Raw genomic sequence first — 15,564 nt, 5'->3', positions numbered from 1 at the left:
ACTGGGGAGTTGCCATGGCCGAGGCCTACATCGTCGAAGCGGTCCGTACGCCCGTCGGGCGGCGCGGGGGAGGGCTTGCCGGGGTCCATCCGGCGGACCTGGGCGCGCACGTGCTGAAGGAACTCGTCGCCCGCGCTGCCGTCGACCCGGCGGCCGTGGAGGACGTCGTCTTCGGCTGCCTGGACGCGGTCGGGCCGCAGGCCGGGGACATCGCCCGCACCTGCTGGCTGGCCGCGGGGCTCCCCGAGGAGGTGCCCGGAGTGACCGTGGACCGCCAGTGCGGCTCCTCCCAGCAGGCCGTCCACTTCGCCGCCCAGGCCGTGCTCTCCGGCACCCAGGACCTGGTCGTCGCGGGCGGCGTGCAGAACATGTCGCAGATCCCCATCGCCTTCGCCACCCGCCAGGCCGCCGAGACCCTCGGCTTCACCCAGGGCCCCTTCGCGGGCAGCGAGGGCTGGCGCGCCCGCTACGGCGACCGGCCCGTCAACCAGTTCGCCGGCGCCGAGATGATCGCCGCCAAGTGGGGCATCAGCCGCCAGGACCAGGAGGAGTTCGCCCTGCGCTCCCACCAGCGGGCGGTACGGGCGATCGACGAGGGCCGCTTCGAGAGGGAGACCGTCGCCCACGGCGACGTCACGGCCGACGAGGGCCCGCGCCGGGACACCTCCCTGGAGAAGATGGCCGCCCTGAAGCCCGTGATGCCCGGCGGGACGGTCACCGCCGCCTGCTCCTCCCAGGTCTCCGACGGCGCCGCCGCCGTCCTCCTCGCCTCCGAGCGGGCGGTGCGCGAACACGGGCTCACGCCACGCGCGCGCGTGCACCACCTCTCCGTACGCGGCGAAGACCCCATCCGCATGCTGACCGCGCCCATCCCGGCCACCGCCCACGCCCTGAAGAAGACCGGCCTCACCCTCGACGACATCGACCTCGTCGAGATCAACGAGGCCTTCGCCCCCGTCGTCCTCGCCTGGCTGAAGGAGACCGGCGCCGACCCGGAGAAGGTCAACGTCAACGGCGGCGCCATCGCCCTGGGCCACCCCCTCGGCGCGACCGGCGCCAAACTGATGACGACCCTCCTGCACGAACTGGAACGCACAGGCGGCCGGTACGGCCTCCAAACGATGTGCGAGGGCGGGGGGCAGGCCAACGTGACGATCATCGAACGGCTGTGACGGTGACGACGCTTGCTAAACCACCGCTTCGGCGGACGGAGTCCGGCGCAGGCCCCCGAAGCCTGTGAGGCCCCTGGGGCCGAGCAGTGCGAGGGGGCCGTCGGGGATGGTGCCGATGTGCGAGGGCGGGGGGCAGGCCAACGTGACGATCATCGAACGGCTGTGACGGAGGGGGCGGCCGACGGCCAGGGAGAGGTTTTGACGGGAGGGGGTGGCCGACGGTCAGGGAGAGGATGCGAGGCGCTCCCTGACCAGCTCGGCCTCCTTCACGATCCGCTCCACCAGCTCCGCGCACGACGGCAGGTCGTCGATCACCCCGGCGACCTGCCCGGATGCCATCACCCCGAGATCCGTACGGCCGTCCACCATCGCCGACCTCAGCAGCATCGGGGTGTTCGCGGCCAGCAGCACCTGGCTCCACGACAGCTCCTTGCCGTGCCGCAGGGCCAGGCCGTCACGGACCATGCCGGGCCAGGACAGCCCCGACAGCTTCCGGAAGCCCGCCGCCCGGCGGACCGCGTGCACCAGCCGTCTCGCACGGCCGGAGCGCTCCAGGGCGTCCACCAGGTCCGTGCGGAGCATGCGGTGCGGCAGGCCGTCCACCGCGCGGGTGACCGTGACGTCCCGGACCGTCGCCGCCAGATAGCGGGCCTTCACCGCGTCCGGCACCGTCGAGTCCGACGTCAGCAGGAAACGCGTCCCCATCGCCACCCCGGCCGCCCCGTACGCCAGCGCCGCGACCAGCCCCCGCCCGTCGAAGAAGCCGCCCGCCGCCACCACCGGGATGTCCACCGCGTCCACCACCTGCGGCAGCAGCACGGTCGTCGCCACCTCACCGGTGTGCCCGCCGCCCTCCCCGCCCTGCACCACCACCGCGTCCGCACCCCACGCCGCGACCTTCTCGGCATGCCGGCGCGCCCCCACGGAGGGGATCACGACGACCCCTGCCTCCTTCAGCTCGGCGATCAGCTCCCGGGACGGCGCGAGCGCGAAGGACGCCACCCGCACGCCCTCGTCGAGGATGATCCGCACCCGGTCGCCCGCGTCCCCCGCGTCCGCCCGCAGATTCACCCCGAACGGCGCGTCCGTACGGGACTTGACCTCCCGTACGGCCTCCCGCAGCCCGTCCACGGTCATCGTCGCCGAGCCCAGCACACCCAGCGCGCCCGCCTCCGCCACCGCCGACACCAGCCGCGGACCCGCCACCCAGCCCATTCCGGTCTGCACGACCGGATGCCGCACCCCGACCAGCCGCGTCAGCGTCGTCTCCATCAGGCAGGCACCTCCCGCGCGCGCGTGTTCCCCGGATCGATCACCTCACGGATCAGCCGCAGCTCCTCGGCGGTCGGCTCACGGGTGCACGGCACCTCGTCCGGGACCACCAGCTCGAACCCCGTCGCCTCCCGCACCTGCTCCACCGTCACCCCCGGATGCACCGAGGCCAGCCGCATCGCGCGCCCGGGCGTCGCGAAGTCGAAGACACCGAGGTCGGAGACGACCCGCGGGATGCGGTGATGGCGGGCTCCGCCGGCCCGGTCGTAGCCGACCCCGCACACCATGTCGACCTTCTCGACGAACACCCGCCGGGAGTGCCTGGGGACCCAGTAACTGGTCGGGTTGTTGAGCGTGTTGACCGGCGCCCCGCGCACCCCGAGCAACTGGCGGGTGGGCCGCGCCCAGTCGCCGATGCAGGAGATGTTCTGGTTGCCGTACCGGTCGATCTGGCTCGCGCCCATCATCACGTGCCGCCGCCCGCCCGCGACCAGATCCAGATGCCTGCGGTACGGCAGCCAGCCCTCGGCGGTGCCGTCCGGCCGGACGACCGTCGCCTCGCCGTCGGTCAGCAGCAGGTCCGGCGCGAAGGTGAGCCGGGCCAGCCGCGCCCCCACGGACGGCACCAGACCCATCGGGCTCGCCAGGATCTCACCCCCGTCCCGCCACGCCTCGGCACAGGCGATCACGCAGTACTCCGCGCGCGTGGTCATACGCCCTCCCCGGCCGCCGCCTGGTACGCCTGCTCGTCCCCGGACAGATACCGCTCCGCGAACTCCTCCCACGGCGTGGTCGCGTACCGCTTCTGGAACGCCTCGTCCCGGCCGTAGTCGGGAGCGCAGGACGTGAAATGCGCCCCGTTCGGGGACTCCACGACCCCCGTCACCACATGGCGCCCGATCAGCAGCGACTGCGGCCCGCCCCCCTTGCTCAGCTCGGCCGTGTCGACGATCCGCTCGCACGACACGTACGCCGCGTCCGCCGCCTCGCAGAACAGGTCGTCGAAGTACGGGTCGGGGCCCAGATACTGCCCGTTGCCCAGCCGGTCGGACCGGTTGACGTGCACCAGGGCCGCGTCCAGGCGCAGGGCGGGCATGGCCACGAACGTCTCCCCGTCGTCGTACGGCGAGGTCACCGTCCGCAGGGCGGGGTTGACCCGCATGACGTCCGAGCCGAGCCCCGCCCGCACCGGCAGGAACGGCAGCCGGGCCGCGGCGGCGCGCAGCCCCCACAGGAACATCGCCTCGTCGACCTCCATCAGCTCGAACGCGCCGCGCTCACGGGCCGCGCGGTAGTGCGGTTCCAGGGGGATCGAGTCGAGGGTGGCGAAGGCCGCGACCAGCTTGCGGATCCGCCCGGCCGCGGCCAGCATGCCGACGTCCGGACCGCCGTACGACACCACGGTCAGGTCGGTGACGTCCGACCGCAGCAGGGCCCGGACCAGGGCCATCGGCTTGCGGCGCGAGCCCCAGCCGCCGATGCCGAGGGTCATGCCGCTCTCCAGCCGGGAGACGGCCTCCTCGGCGGTCATCGTCTTGTCGGTCACGCCTGAGTCCCCTTCCGTGTCCCCTTCTCGTGCTTCTCGTTCTCGTGCTTCTCGCGCGCGTGGCCGAACGTGTCCCGGACCCGGTCGGCCACCCCCGAGACGCTCGCCTCGAAGGTGAAGCCCTGCTCGAAGCGGTAGCTGCGGCGCACGTCGACCGGGTCGATGCCGTTGATGGCCGCCTTCGCCAGCCGCAGCAGCTCCCCGTCCTTCGCGGCGATCTCCCGCGCCACCTCCAGCGCGGCCCCGAGCAGCTCCTCGCGCCGGACCACCCGCCACACCGAGCCGTGCGCCTGCAGTTCGGCCGCCGTCACCGTGCGGGAGGTGAAGTACAGGGCGCGCATCAGATGCTGGGGGACCAGCCGGGCCAGGTGGGTGGCCGCCCCCAGCGCGCCCCGGTCCAGCTCGGGCAGCCCGAACACGGCGTCCTCGCTCGCCACGATCACGTCCGCGTTGCCGACGAGTCCGACGCCGCCGCCCAGACAGAAGCCGTGCACCGCCGCGACCACCGGGACCTCGCACTCGTACACCGCCGCGAACGCCTCGAAACAGCCGCGGTTGGCGCCCACCAGCGCGCCCGGCCCCCGCGTCTGCAGCTCCTTGATGTCCACGCCCGCGTTGAACCCCCGCCCCTCGGCGGCCAGCACCACACACCGGGTCCCCGGGGCCCGGCCGGCCGTGCGCACCGCGTCGGCCAGCGCGAACCAGCCGCTCACCGGCAACGCGTTGACCGGCGGGACGTCAACCACGACCAGCGAAATCCCCTTTTCGGGGGACGAGGTGGAGACACCCATGGAAGCATCAGCTACCTTTCCACCAAACGTTTGTTAGGTGAAAGGTAGCAGCGAATGGAGCTGGACGGGAAGGTCGCCGTCGTCACGGGCGGCACCCGCGGCGTGGGCGCGGGCATCGCACGCTCCTTCGCGCGCGCGGGCGCCGACGTGGTGGTCGTCGCCCGCCGCCCCCCGGAAGTCCCACTGCCCAGGACTGAGTTCATGGCCCTGGACGTACGGGACGCGGACGCCGTACGGGAGTTCTTCGCCGCACTGCCCCGGTGCGACGTCCTGGTCAACAACGCGGGCGGCGCACCGTACCGCCCGCTCGCCCAGGCCGACGCCGAGCGCCACGCGCGCGTGATCGAGCTCAACCTGCTCGCCCCGCTGACCGTCTCCCTCGCCGCCCACGACCATCTGCGGCGCGCCGAAGGCTCGGTCGTGATGATCGGCAGCGTCAGCGGCAGCCGCCCCTCGCCCGGCTCGGCGGCCTACGGCGCCGCCAAGGCCGGACTGGAGAACCTCGCCCGCTCGATGGCCGTCGAGTGGGCCCCCCAGGTGCGGGTCAACACCCTCGTCGTCGGCATGGTCCACACCGAACTGGCGCACCTCCACTACGGCGGCCCCCAGGGCGTCGAGGGCGTCTCCCGCACCATCCCGCTCGGCCGGCTCGCCCAGCCCGCCGACGTCGGCGCGGCAGCCGTCTTCCTCGCCTCCGACGCGGCCGCGTACATCAGCGGGGCGAGCCTGCTCGTACACGGGGGAGGGGAACGGCCCGCGTTCCTCGACGCCGCAACCGCCAACAAGAACAGCGACGCCGCAACCGCCAACAACGACAGCCAGGACAGCCAGGAGGCCTGAGATGACAGCACTCTGCGACGGCCGCGTCGTCGTCGTCACCGGCGCCGGACGCGGCCTCGGACGGGCGCACGCACTCGCCTTCGCGGCCGAGGGCGCACGGGTCGTCGTCAACGACCTGGGCGTCGGCCTCGACGGCACGCCCGGGTCCCGCAGCCCGGCCGGCCAGGTCGTGGCGCAGATCCGCGCGGCCGGCGGCGAGGCGGTCGCCCACGGCGGCGACATCGCCACACCCGAGGGCGCCGCCTCCCTGATCGCCACCGCCCTGGAGACGTACGGCCGGCTCGACACCCTCGTCAACAACGCGGGCTTCCTGCGCGACCGGATGCTCGTCAACCTCGACGAGGACGACTTCGACGCCGTCCTGCGCGTCCACCTCAAAGGGCACTTCCTGCCACTCAAGCACGCCGCCGCGCACTGGCGCGCCGAGACCAAAGCCGGGCGCACACCGGCCGCCCGGATCGTCAACACCAGCAGCGGGGCCGGACTGCTGGGCTCGCTCGGGCAGGGCAACTACAGCGCCGCGAAGGCCGGAATCGTCGGCCTGACGCTGGTCGCCGCCGCCGAACTCGCCCGCTACGGCGTCCAGGTCAACGCGATCGCACCCGCCGCCCGCACCCGGATGACGGAACGCACGTTCGCCGAGACCATGGCGGCCCCCGAGTCCGGCTTCGACGCCATGGCCCCGGAGAACGTCTCGCCGCTCGTCGTCTGGCTGGGCTCCGCCGCGAGCACGGGCGTCACCGGCCGGGTCTTCGAGGCGGAAGCCGGCCGGATCACCGTCATGGAGGGCTGGCGGCCTGGGCCCACCGCCGACAAGGGCGCACGCTGGAGCCCGGCGGAGGCCGGAGAGGCCGTACAGAAACTGCTGGCGGCAGCCGAGCCGCCGGCGGCCGTGTACGGCACGTAGGACGGCTCAGCCGCCGCCACCCACACCGGCGCGTGGCCGCTCGCCGCCGGCCTGGGCAAGCGCCCCCGAAGGGGCGCGGGGAACTGCGCGACCAGCCACAACGCAGCCGCAGACGAAAGACGGCCCATCGCGGCCCTCCCAGCGGAGCGCTTACGTGTCGCACTCCAGAACCGTCCGGCACAACCCGCACCGCGCCCGGACCCGCCCCTTCACCGGCACCCTGATCCGCTGATGACAGGTCGGGCAGGGAAACGTCACCCGCAACGGGCCCTGCGGGTCCGACGCGAACACGTAGGGCGGATCCGAGGCCCCCGAGCCCCCCGAGGCCCGGCGAACCGAGCCCTGCCCATGATCCGGGACGTGATCGGGGCCGTGAGCCGGACCCCGCCCATGCCCCTGCGCACGCCGCCGGTCATGGGCGTACCGGCGCCGCCCCGCCCACCCCGCCGCCGTCAGCGGAGGCTGCCGCCCGTCGCAAAGAGCCCGCTCACGACCCCGCACATACGCCGTGTACGCCTGCGCACTGGTGAACCAGGCCGACGGATCCTCCCCGAACACCAGCGACCGCTTCGCCAGCACGTACCCGAACTCCTCCGGCGTCAGATACCCCAGCTTCTGCGAGGACGCCCCGTCCTCCCGGTAGGCGTCCAGCAACAGCCAGCCCGCCCCCAGATACGTCGTCGCCGTGTCCGTGAGGATCTCGTTGTCCCGCGTCCCCCGGAACGACAGATCCAGCCGGTGCAGATACACATGCATGATCTCGTGCGCCAGCGCCGCCCCGATGTCCCGCCGATGCGTCCGGAAACGATCGTTCAACTCGACGAAGTACTCCGGACCCGCCGCCAGCTCCACGTTCGCGGCATGCTCCATCTCCCGGAACGCCACGATCATCCGCGCATCCGGCAACCGGTAGTGCCGCACCAGCTCCCGCGCCACCCGCTGCGCCCCCAGATACAGATCGTCCGTGTCACAGAACGCCACGTCCACCGGCGGCACACTCGCCGCGAACTGGTGGATCGTGTCGTACGACAACCGCCGGTACAACGCCGTGACGGCGGCCCGCACCGTCTCCAGATGCGGAAAACCGTGCTCGACCGGTCCGCCGTTGGCCACGCCCGCACCCCCAAGACGCCTGCACCTGATTCCACTGTACGAGGACGCCCGCACTAGGGTGATCGCCCATGACCACCCGCAACACCCCCGGAACCGGCACCGCAGACGTCGACCCGGCCGTCCGCGCCGAGCTCGACCGGCTGCGCGACAGCATCGACAACATCGACGCGGCCGTCGTCCACATGCTCGCCGAACGCTTCAAGGCCACCCAGCAGGTCGGCCACCTCAAGGCCCGCCACCAGCTGCCCCCCGCCGACCCGACCCGCGAGGCCCGCCAGATCGAACGGCTGCGCACCCTCGCCGAGAGCGCCAAACTCGACCCCGCGTTCGCCGAGAAGTTCCTCAACTTCATCATCGCCGAGGTGATCCGCCACCACGAACGCATCGCCGAGGACACCGCGCCCCCCACCGCGACCCCGACCGCCACCCCCACGACCCGCTGACGGACACCGGCCCGCCCGCCGGCGACCCCCACCCCACCGGCGAGATCCGGCCGGGCCCGCCCCCACCAGCCAAAGGCCCGGCGCCTCCGGCGCGAGAACGGACATAGGGCGTGAAACGATCCGCCCCTGTGCCCGGCCTGCGGCATCAGGCAGCATGTCGTTCATGTCCGTACTGACGCGCGACGAAGCGCTGAGCCGAGCCCGGCTCCTCGACATCCACCACTACACCATCGAGCTCGACCTGACGGCCGGCGACGAGACCTTCGGCTCCCACACCGCCATCAGGTTCACCGCCCGCACCGATGGGGACACCTTCGTCGAGGTCAAGCCCGCCGAACTGCACTCCCTCACGCTCGACGGACAGCCCATCGACCCCGACAGCCTCGACGGCAACCGGATCGCCCTGAAGAACCTCACCGCCGGAGAACACGAACTACGCGTCGACGCCCGCATGCGCTACTCCCGCACCGGCGAGGGCATGCACCGCTTCACCGACCCCAGCGACGGCGAGACCTACCTCTACACCCAGCTGTTCATGGACGACGTCCAACGCGTCTTCGCCGCCTTCGACCAGCCCGACCTCAAGGCCGTCTTCGACCTCACCGTCCGGGCCCCCGAAGGCTGGACCGTCCTCGCCAACGGCATCACCGAACACCTCGGCGACGGACAATGGCGGGCCGCCACCACCCCCCTGATCTCCACCTACCTCGTCGCCGTCGCCGCCGGCCCCTGGCACTCCGTACGCACCGAACACCGCGGCCTGCCCTTCGGCATCCACTGCCGCCGCTCCCTCGCCCCCCACCTCGACGCCGACGCCGACGAACTCCTCGACATCACCCGCGCCTGCTTCGACCGCTACCACGAGAAGTTCGAGGAGCCCTACCCCTTCGACTCCTACGACCAGGCCTTCGTCCCCGAGTTCAACGCCGGCGCCATGGAGAACCCCGGACTCGTCACCTTCCGCGACGAGTTCGTCTACCGCTCCGCCGTCACCGACACCGAACGCCAGACCCGCGCCATGGTCATCGCCCACGAGATGGCCCACATGTGGTTCGGCGACCTCGTCACCCTGCGCTGGTGGGACGACATCTGGCTCAACGAGTCCTTCGCCGAGTACATGGGCTACCAGACCCTCACCGAAGCCACTCGCTTCACCGACACCTGGACCGACTTCGGCGTCGTCCGCAAAGCCTGGGGCTACGACGCCGACCAGCGCCCCTCCACCCACCCCGTCGCCCCCGACGACGTCCCCGACACCGCCTCCGCCCTCCTCAACTTCGACGGCATCTCCTACGCCAAGGGCGCCTCCGCCCTGCGCCAACTCGTCACCTGGCTCGGCGAGAAGGACTTCCTCACCGGCATCAACACCCACTTCGCCCGCCACAGGTTCGCCAACGCCACCCTCGCCGACTTCATCGACTCCCTCGCCGCCGGCACCGACCGCGACGTCCACGCCTGGGCCGACGCATGGCTGCGCACCACCGGCGTCGACACCCTCACCCCCGTCGTCACCGGCGACAACGGCGACCACTTCCTCACCGTCGAACACACCGGCAACCGCCCCCACCGCATCACCGTCGGCCGCTACGACCAGGACCTCCCCGGCGACCAGGGCCGCCTCACCCGACGCACACCCCTCGAACTGGACATCCCGCAGAGCACACCCGTCCCCCTCGGCAAACGCCCCACCCTGCTCCTCCTCAACGACGGCGACCTCACCTACGCCAAGATCCGCTTCGACGCCCACTCCTTCCAGGGCGTCACCACCAACCTGAGCGGACTGCCCGACCCGGTCACCCGCGCCGTCGTCTGGAACGCCCTGCGCGACACCGTCCGCGACAGCGAACTCGCCCCCACCGCCTACCTCGACGCCGCCCGCACCCACCTCCCCCACGAAACCGACCTCGCCCTCGTCCAGGGCGTCCTCGCCTTCGCCACCACCCACATCGCCGGCCGCTACACCGCCCCCGACGACCGCCCCGCCGCCCTCGCCACCCTCTCCGCCCTGTGCCGCGACCTCATCCGCCGCACCGAGGACGGCGACCACCCCGGCCTGCGCCTGATCGCCGTACGCCACTTCATCAACGTCGCCGCCCACCCCGACACCATCGCCGCCTGGCTCGCCGACGGCACCGTCCCCGGCGGCCCCGAACTCGACCCCGACCTGCGCTGGCGCATCCTCGCCCGCCTCGCCGTCCTCGGCGCCACCGACGAGACCACCATCGCCGCCGAACTCGAACGCGACCCCTCCGCCACCGGCCGCGAGGGCGCCGCCCGCTGCCGCGCCGCACTCCCCGACCCCGACACCAAAGCACGCGCCTGGGCCGCCATGTTCGCCTCCGACGACCTCTCCAACTACCTCTTCACCGCCACCGCCCAGGGCTTCTGGCAACCCGAACAAGCCGACCTCGTACGGGAGTACGTCCCCCGCTACTACGAGGACGCCGTCGCCGTCGCCGCCCGCCGCGGCCCCGCCATCGCCGACGCCGCCGGCCACTGGGCCTTCCCCGTCCACGCCATCGACCCCGAAGCCCTCACCCTCGGGGAGACCTGCCTGCGCGACGCCGACCCCATCCCCGCCCTGCGCCGCAAACTCACCGACCAACTCGACGACCTCCGGCGAGCGTTGAAGGTACGCACCTCCTAGGACCCGTCCGGCCCGGGCCGGACCGCGACGACCGCGACGATCGGTACCCCCTTTCGGGTACCGATCGTCGCTGTCCTCGGGCGTGTCCCCACAACGGCGTACAAGGTGGAACCCCCCCGCCACGCGCCCGCCCGGAGGAACCCCATGAGCACCCCGCCACTCGCCTCAGGCCCCGATCCTCTCCGGCCACCACTCGCCTCAGGCCCAGAAGGCCCCGACGCACTGAGGCCCCTGCTCACCACCGTCCTCGACGCCCTCGACACCGGCCGCACCGCACGCGGCGGCCCCCTCCCCGCCGGCGGCCCCGCCACCGTCGCCGCCCGCCTGAGAGCCGCCGTCGGCGACGTACTCCCCGAACACGGCGACCCCCAAGCCCTGCCCACCCTCGTCCACGCCCTCGCCGAAGGCTCCGCCGACCCCGCACACCCTTTGTGCGCCGCCCACCTGCACTGCCCGCCCCTCGCCGTCGCCACCGCCGCAGACCTCGCCGCCTCCGCCCTCAACCCGTCCCTCGACTCCTGGGACCAGGCCCCCGCCGCCTCCGCACTCGAAACCCTCGTCACCCAAGCCCTCGCCCGGCTCGCCGGCCTCACCGACGCCCTCGTCACCACCGGCGGCACCGAGTCCAACCAACTCGCCCTCCTCCTCGCCCGCGAAACCCTCGGCCCCACCGTCCGCCTCCTGTGCGCGGAAAACGCCCACCACTCCCTCACCCGCGCCGCCTGGCTCCTCGGCCTGCCCGAACCCGTCGTCATCCCCGCCCCCGCCGGCACCCTCGACCCCGCCGCCCTCCACGCCGCCCTCACCACCGTCCCCGGCCCCCACCTGGTAGCCGCCACCGCAGGCACCACCGACGCCGGACTCATCGACCCCCTCCCCGACATCGCCACCCTCTCCCACACCCACGGAGCCCGCCTCCACATCGACGCCGCCTACGGAGGCGGACTCCTCTTCAGCGACCACCACCGCCCCAAACTCGCAGGCCTCGACACCGCCCACACCCTCACCCTCGACCTGCACAAACTCGGCTGGCAACCCATCGCCGCCGGACTCCTCGCCGTCCGCGACCCCACCGACCTCACCGCACTCGACCAAAGCGCCGACTACCTCAACGCCGACGACGACACCGAAGCCGGCCTCCCCGACCTCCTCGGCCGCTCCCTGCGCACCACCCGCCGACCCGACGTCCTCAAGATCGCCGTCACCCTCAAGACCCTCGGCCGCCACCGCCTCGGCACCCTCGTCGACCAAGTCTGCGAACACGCCCGCCAGTTCGCCCACCTCGTCCACGACCACCCCCACCTCGAACTCCACGCACCACCCACCATCAGCACCGTCCTCTTCCGCCCCACCGGCGCTCCCGACACCACCGTCGCCGACATACGCCGCCGCCTCCTCACCGACGGCCACGCCGTCCTCGGCCGCGCCCGCATCGACGGCCGCCTCTGGCTCAAAACCACCCTCCTCAACCCCCACACCCGCCCCCACGACCTGACCCCCCTCCTGCACCTGCTCGAAGGAAACACCCCCACATGAACACACCCCCACCCCCCGACACCGACACCCCCCGCGACCTCGTCGGCATCGGCATCGGCCCCAGCAACCTCTCCCTCGCCGCCCTCGCCCACCCCCTCACCGAACTCGACACCGCCTTCTACGAACAACGCCCCCGCTTCGACTGGCACCCCGGCCTCCTCATCGACGGCTCCCGCATCCAAGTCCCCTTCCTCGCCGACCTCGTCACCCTCGCCGACCCCACCAGCCCCTGGAGCTTCCTCAACTACCTCAAAACCCACCACCGCCTCTACCCCTTCTACTTCACCGAGCGCTTCCACATCCAGCGCGCCGAATACGACACCTACTGCCGCTGGGTCGCCGACCACCTCCCCGGACTCCACTTCCGCCACCACGTCGACGCCGTCCGCTGGAACCCCGAACGCGACACCTTCGAAGTCGACTACACCCAACTCGACACCAACGGAGAAGCCGAAGCCCTCGGCCGCACCCACACCAGGAACATCGTCCTCGGCATCGGCACCGAACCCCACATCCCCGCCCCCCTGCGCCCCCTCGTCGACGACCCCCGCGTCCCCGTCCTCCACTCCACCGACTACCTCACCCACCGCGACACCCTCCGCACCGCCGGCCACATCACCGTCGTCGGATCAGGACAGTCCGGCGCCGAAATCTTCCTCGACCTCCTCCGCCACCGCCCCCCAGGCCGCGAACAACTCCACTGGATCGGCCGCACCGAAGCCTTCGCCCCCATGGAGTACTCCAAACTCGGCCTCGAACACTTCACACCCGACTACACCCGCTACTTCCACGCCCTCGCCGAACCCGTCCGCGACCGCCTCCTCACCACCCAATGGCAACTCCACAAAGGCATCGACGCCGCCACCCTCGCCGCCATCCACGACGAGCTCTACCACCGCACCCTCGACGGCGGCTGGCCCGACACCGTCCTCACCCCCGGCGTCCACGTCCGCACCGCCGGCCGCATCTCCACCACCCGCATCGAACTCCACCTCGAACACACCCAGCAGAACACCCGCACCCGCCTCACCACCGACGCCGTCGTCCTCGCCACCGGCCACCGCGAACGCCCCCTCGACCACCTCCTCGCCGGCCTCGACCCCTACCTGCGCCGCGACAACAGCGAACGCCCCCGCATCGACGAACAGTTCCGCCTCGCCCTCGACCCCGCCATCACCGCCACCGACTGCCACATCTACGTACAGAACGCCGAACGCCACACCCACGGCATCGGCGCCCCCGACCTCGGCCTCGCCGCCTGGCGCAGCGCCACCATCCTCAACACCCTCACCGGCAAGGACAACTACCCCCAGCCCACCCGCACCGCCTTCACCACCTTCGGCCTCCAAAAACAACGACAGCCCCAGATCCCGTCCGCACGCCGGCCCCACACACTGACCCCCCTGCGCGACGGAATCTGAGGCCGCCACACCACCTCAGAGCATTCCTCAGAACACCGGCGTACCGTCCCGCGTCAGCTTCCAGTCCACCGAAGCGAAGTCCTTCGGATCCAGCACACCCTTCGCGGTCACCCACTCCGCGATCCGCGTCCGGATCTCCGTCGACTCCGCCCACACCTCGGTCGCGGAGGCCACATGCGGGAACGCGCCACCACCGTTCGCCCGGTAGTTGTTCACCGCGAACACGAACTGCTGCGCGTCATCCAGCGCCGCCCCGTTGTACGTCAGGTTCCTGATCCGCGAACCCGCCGCCTGCGCGACGTCGATGTCGTACACCAGCCCCGACACATAGTCGTAGTTGTAGTCCGGCCGGTTGTTCGCGTTCGTCAGCTTGTCCACGTCCACGACCGTGCCCGCCGCCGTCTGCACGAAATACTCCGCCGAATACTCCAGGTACGCCTTGATCTGCGCACCCGTCATCAACTTCGCCACCAGCGTGTTGTCGTACACGTACAGGCTCGACAGATCCCGGATCGTCACATTGCCCGCCGGGATCTCCGACGTACGCGAGAACGGCGACGCCTGCGAGATCACCGGCAGCGACGCGTACGACGTCCCCACCAGCGCCGCCTTGACGACATCCTCCTGCACCTTGGTGATCAGGTCGATGATCGGAGCGTCCTTGTACCGCGCCTCGACCGTCGTCAGCGTCTCCGTCGCCGAACCGACCACCTGGTTGACGTACTCCACGACCTTCGCGTGCTCGTCACTGAGCAACTTGGTGATCTTCGGGTCGTCGGCCACGGTGTTGGAGTTCAGCACCTTCGACGCGACCGACTCGACGGTCCACCGCCCCTTTTCGAACACAAGTGCGATGTCGAACACGGACAACCGCTCCGCGTACGCCAACGGCTCCGACAACACGACCGTCTTCCCGGACTTCTCGTTCGTCACCTTCAACTCGGGAATCTCCACATGCGCATGCCCGACCAGAATCGCGTCGATGTCCGGCACCTGCTGCGCCACCAGCGCCGCCGAGTTCTCGACATACGGCAACTGATCACCGTACGACGACGTACCCGACGAACCCGAGTGCGCCGAGACCACGACCACGTCCGCACCCATCGCCTTCAGCTTCGGCACCCACTTCGCGGCCTGCTCCTCAAGACCCGGAAACGCCAGCTTCCCCTGGACATACGCCTTGTCCCAGATCGCGATACCAGGGTTGGTGAGACCCAGGATCGCCACCCTGACCGGCGCCGCCCCCTTCACGCAGACCGTCTTCATGACATACGGCGGGAACGCCGGCCGCAACGTCTTCGCGTCCACCGCGTTGGCGCCCAACAGCGGGAACCGCAACTGCGACTCGAACTTCCGCAGCGTCTCGATGCCGTAGTTGAACTCGTGGTTGCCCAGCGCCGCCGCGTCGTACCCGATCGCGTTCATCGCCTGCGCCATCGGATGCACCGGACCACCCTTCGCGGTGATCGGGTCCACCTTCGCGTAGTAGTACGTCAGCGGCGTGCCCTGGATCGTGTCGCCCGCGTCCAGCAGCAGAACGTTCTCCCGCCCCCTCTCGGCACGGATCTGGTTCACCAGCGTCGAGATACGCGCGAGCCCCTGAGCGTTACCGGCCTTGTCCGTGTACTCCGCGTTCTTGAAGTAGTCCCAGTTGAAGACATGACCATGCAGGTCCGTCGTCCCCAGCACGGTCAGCGCGTACCGCTTCGGCTGCCTGACGGGCTGCCCCGGCTTCCCGGCCTCCGCGGCCTGCGCCGCCGGAGCCGCAGCCGCCCCCGCGATCGCCACTCCCGCCCCGGTCACGGCGGACTTCTTCAGAAACTTCCGGCGGTTCAACGGCATGTCTCGAGCTCCTCGGGGATGGTCAACAACGCGC

Annotated in this window: 13 protein-coding genes; 7 read left to right on the top strand and 6 right to left on the bottom strand. The window is 71.3% G+C overall.

Annotated elements, in window-relative coordinates:
* Positions 1-14: 14 nt before the first annotated feature.
* Entirely contained in the window at positions 15-1,172 is a 1,158-nt protein-coding gene (locus ACLZN2_RS12475) for an acetyl-CoA C-acetyltransferase (RefSeq protein ID WP_416978479.1), read from the top strand.
* Between the two features lie 222 nt (positions 1,173-1,394).
* On the opposite strand, the gene ACLZN2_RS12470 is transcribed toward ACLZN2_RS12475, so the two are convergent.
* The 4 genes from ACLZN2_RS12470 to ACLZN2_RS12455 are packed head-to-tail and all read right to left on the bottom strand — an operon-like array spanning position 1,395 to position 4,781.
* A complete protein-coding gene (locus tag ACLZN2_RS12470; protein ID WP_416978478.1) occupies positions 1,395-2,444 on the bottom strand; it encodes an NAD(P)H-dependent flavin oxidoreductase in 1,050 nt (349 codons plus the stop codon).
* Positions 2,444-3,157 (bottom strand): CoA-transferase subunit beta, encoded by a 714-nt coding sequence (locus ACLZN2_RS12465; protein WP_416978477.1) that lies wholly within the window; start codon positions 3,155-3,157, stop codon positions 2,444-2,446. Before ACLZN2_RS12465 ends, ACLZN2_RS12470 begins: the two co-directional genes overlap by 1 nt.
* The gene (locus ACLZN2_RS12460; RefSeq protein WP_416978476.1) at positions 3,154-3,990 is read right to left on the bottom strand and encodes a CoA transferase subunit A; all 837 of its coding nucleotides are present in this window, start codon (positions 3,988-3,990) and stop codon (positions 3,154-3,156) included. Before ACLZN2_RS12460 ends, ACLZN2_RS12465 begins: the two co-directional genes overlap by 4 nt.
* A complete protein-coding gene (locus tag ACLZN2_RS12455) occupies positions 3,987-4,781 on the bottom strand; it encodes an enoyl-CoA hydratase family protein (protein WP_416978475.1) in 795 nt (264 codons plus the stop codon). The genes ACLZN2_RS12460 and ACLZN2_RS12455 overlap by 4 nt, the downstream gene beginning before the upstream one ends.
* Positions 4,782-4,835: 54 nt before the next feature.
* Here ACLZN2_RS12455 and ACLZN2_RS12450 point away from each other — a divergent pair, with 54 nt between their 5' ends.
* Positions 4,836-5,621, top strand: coding sequence for an SDR family oxidoreductase (locus ACLZN2_RS12450; RefSeq protein ID WP_416978474.1), 786 nt, complete (start codon positions 4,836-4,838; stop codon positions 5,619-5,621).
* A 1-nt stretch (position 5,622) separates the two neighbouring features.
* On the top strand, positions 5,623-6,528 hold the full coding sequence (locus tag ACLZN2_RS12445) for an SDR family oxidoreductase (protein WP_416978473.1): 906 nt from the start codon (positions 5,623-5,625) through the stop codon (positions 6,526-6,528).
* A 150-nt stretch (positions 6,529-6,678) separates the two neighbouring features.
* Here the strand turns inward: ACLZN2_RS12445 and ACLZN2_RS12440 are convergent, their stop codons facing one another.
* Positions 6,679-7,641, bottom strand: coding sequence for a hypothetical protein (locus tag ACLZN2_RS12440; protein ID WP_416978472.1), 963 nt, complete (start codon positions 7,639-7,641; stop codon positions 6,679-6,681).
* Positions 7,642-7,709: 68 nt separating this feature from the next.
* Between ACLZN2_RS12440 and ACLZN2_RS12435 the strand changes: the two genes are divergently transcribed.
* From ACLZN2_RS12435 to ACLZN2_RS12420, 4 genes are all read left to right on the top strand, one after another.
* Entirely contained in the window at positions 7,710-8,084 is a 375-nt protein-coding gene (locus ACLZN2_RS12435) for a chorismate mutase (RefSeq protein WP_416978471.1), read from the top strand.
* Between the two features lie 163 nt (positions 8,085-8,247).
* Complete coding sequence (gene pepN, locus ACLZN2_RS12430) at positions 8,248-10,731, top strand: aminopeptidase N (protein WP_416978470.1); 2,484 nt, start codon at positions 8,248-8,250, stop codon at positions 10,729-10,731.
* Positions 10,732-10,875: 144 nt separating this feature from the next.
* On the top strand, positions 10,876-12,267 hold the full coding sequence (locus tag ACLZN2_RS12425; protein ID WP_416978469.1) for a pyridoxal phosphate-dependent decarboxylase family protein: 1,392 nt from the start codon (positions 10,876-10,878) through the stop codon (positions 12,265-12,267).
* Positions 12,264-13,688 carry a lysine N(6)-hydroxylase/L-ornithine N(5)-oxygenase family protein gene (locus tag ACLZN2_RS12420; protein WP_416978468.1) on the top strand — a complete coding sequence of 475 codons (1,425 nt, stop codon included), beginning with the start codon at positions 12,264-12,266 and terminating at the stop codon, positions 13,686-13,688. Before ACLZN2_RS12425 ends, ACLZN2_RS12420 begins: the two co-directional genes overlap by 4 nt.
* Before the next feature lie 27 nt (positions 13,689-13,715).
* On the opposite strand, the gene ACLZN2_RS12415 is transcribed toward ACLZN2_RS12420, so the two are convergent.
* Entirely contained in the window at positions 13,716-15,530 is a 1,815-nt protein-coding gene (locus ACLZN2_RS12415) for a bifunctional metallophosphatase/5'-nucleotidase (protein ID WP_416978467.1), read from the bottom strand.
* Between the last annotated feature and the right edge of the window lie 34 nt (positions 15,531-15,564).

Origin of the sequence: Streptomyces sp. T028 (genome assembly GCF_048159505.1) — a bacterium.
GTDB lineage: Bacteria > Actinomycetota > Actinomycetes > Streptomycetales > Streptomycetaceae > Streptomyces.
Note: the sequence above shows the minus strand (reverse complement) of the source record. Positions and strands in the feature narration are given on the sequence as shown.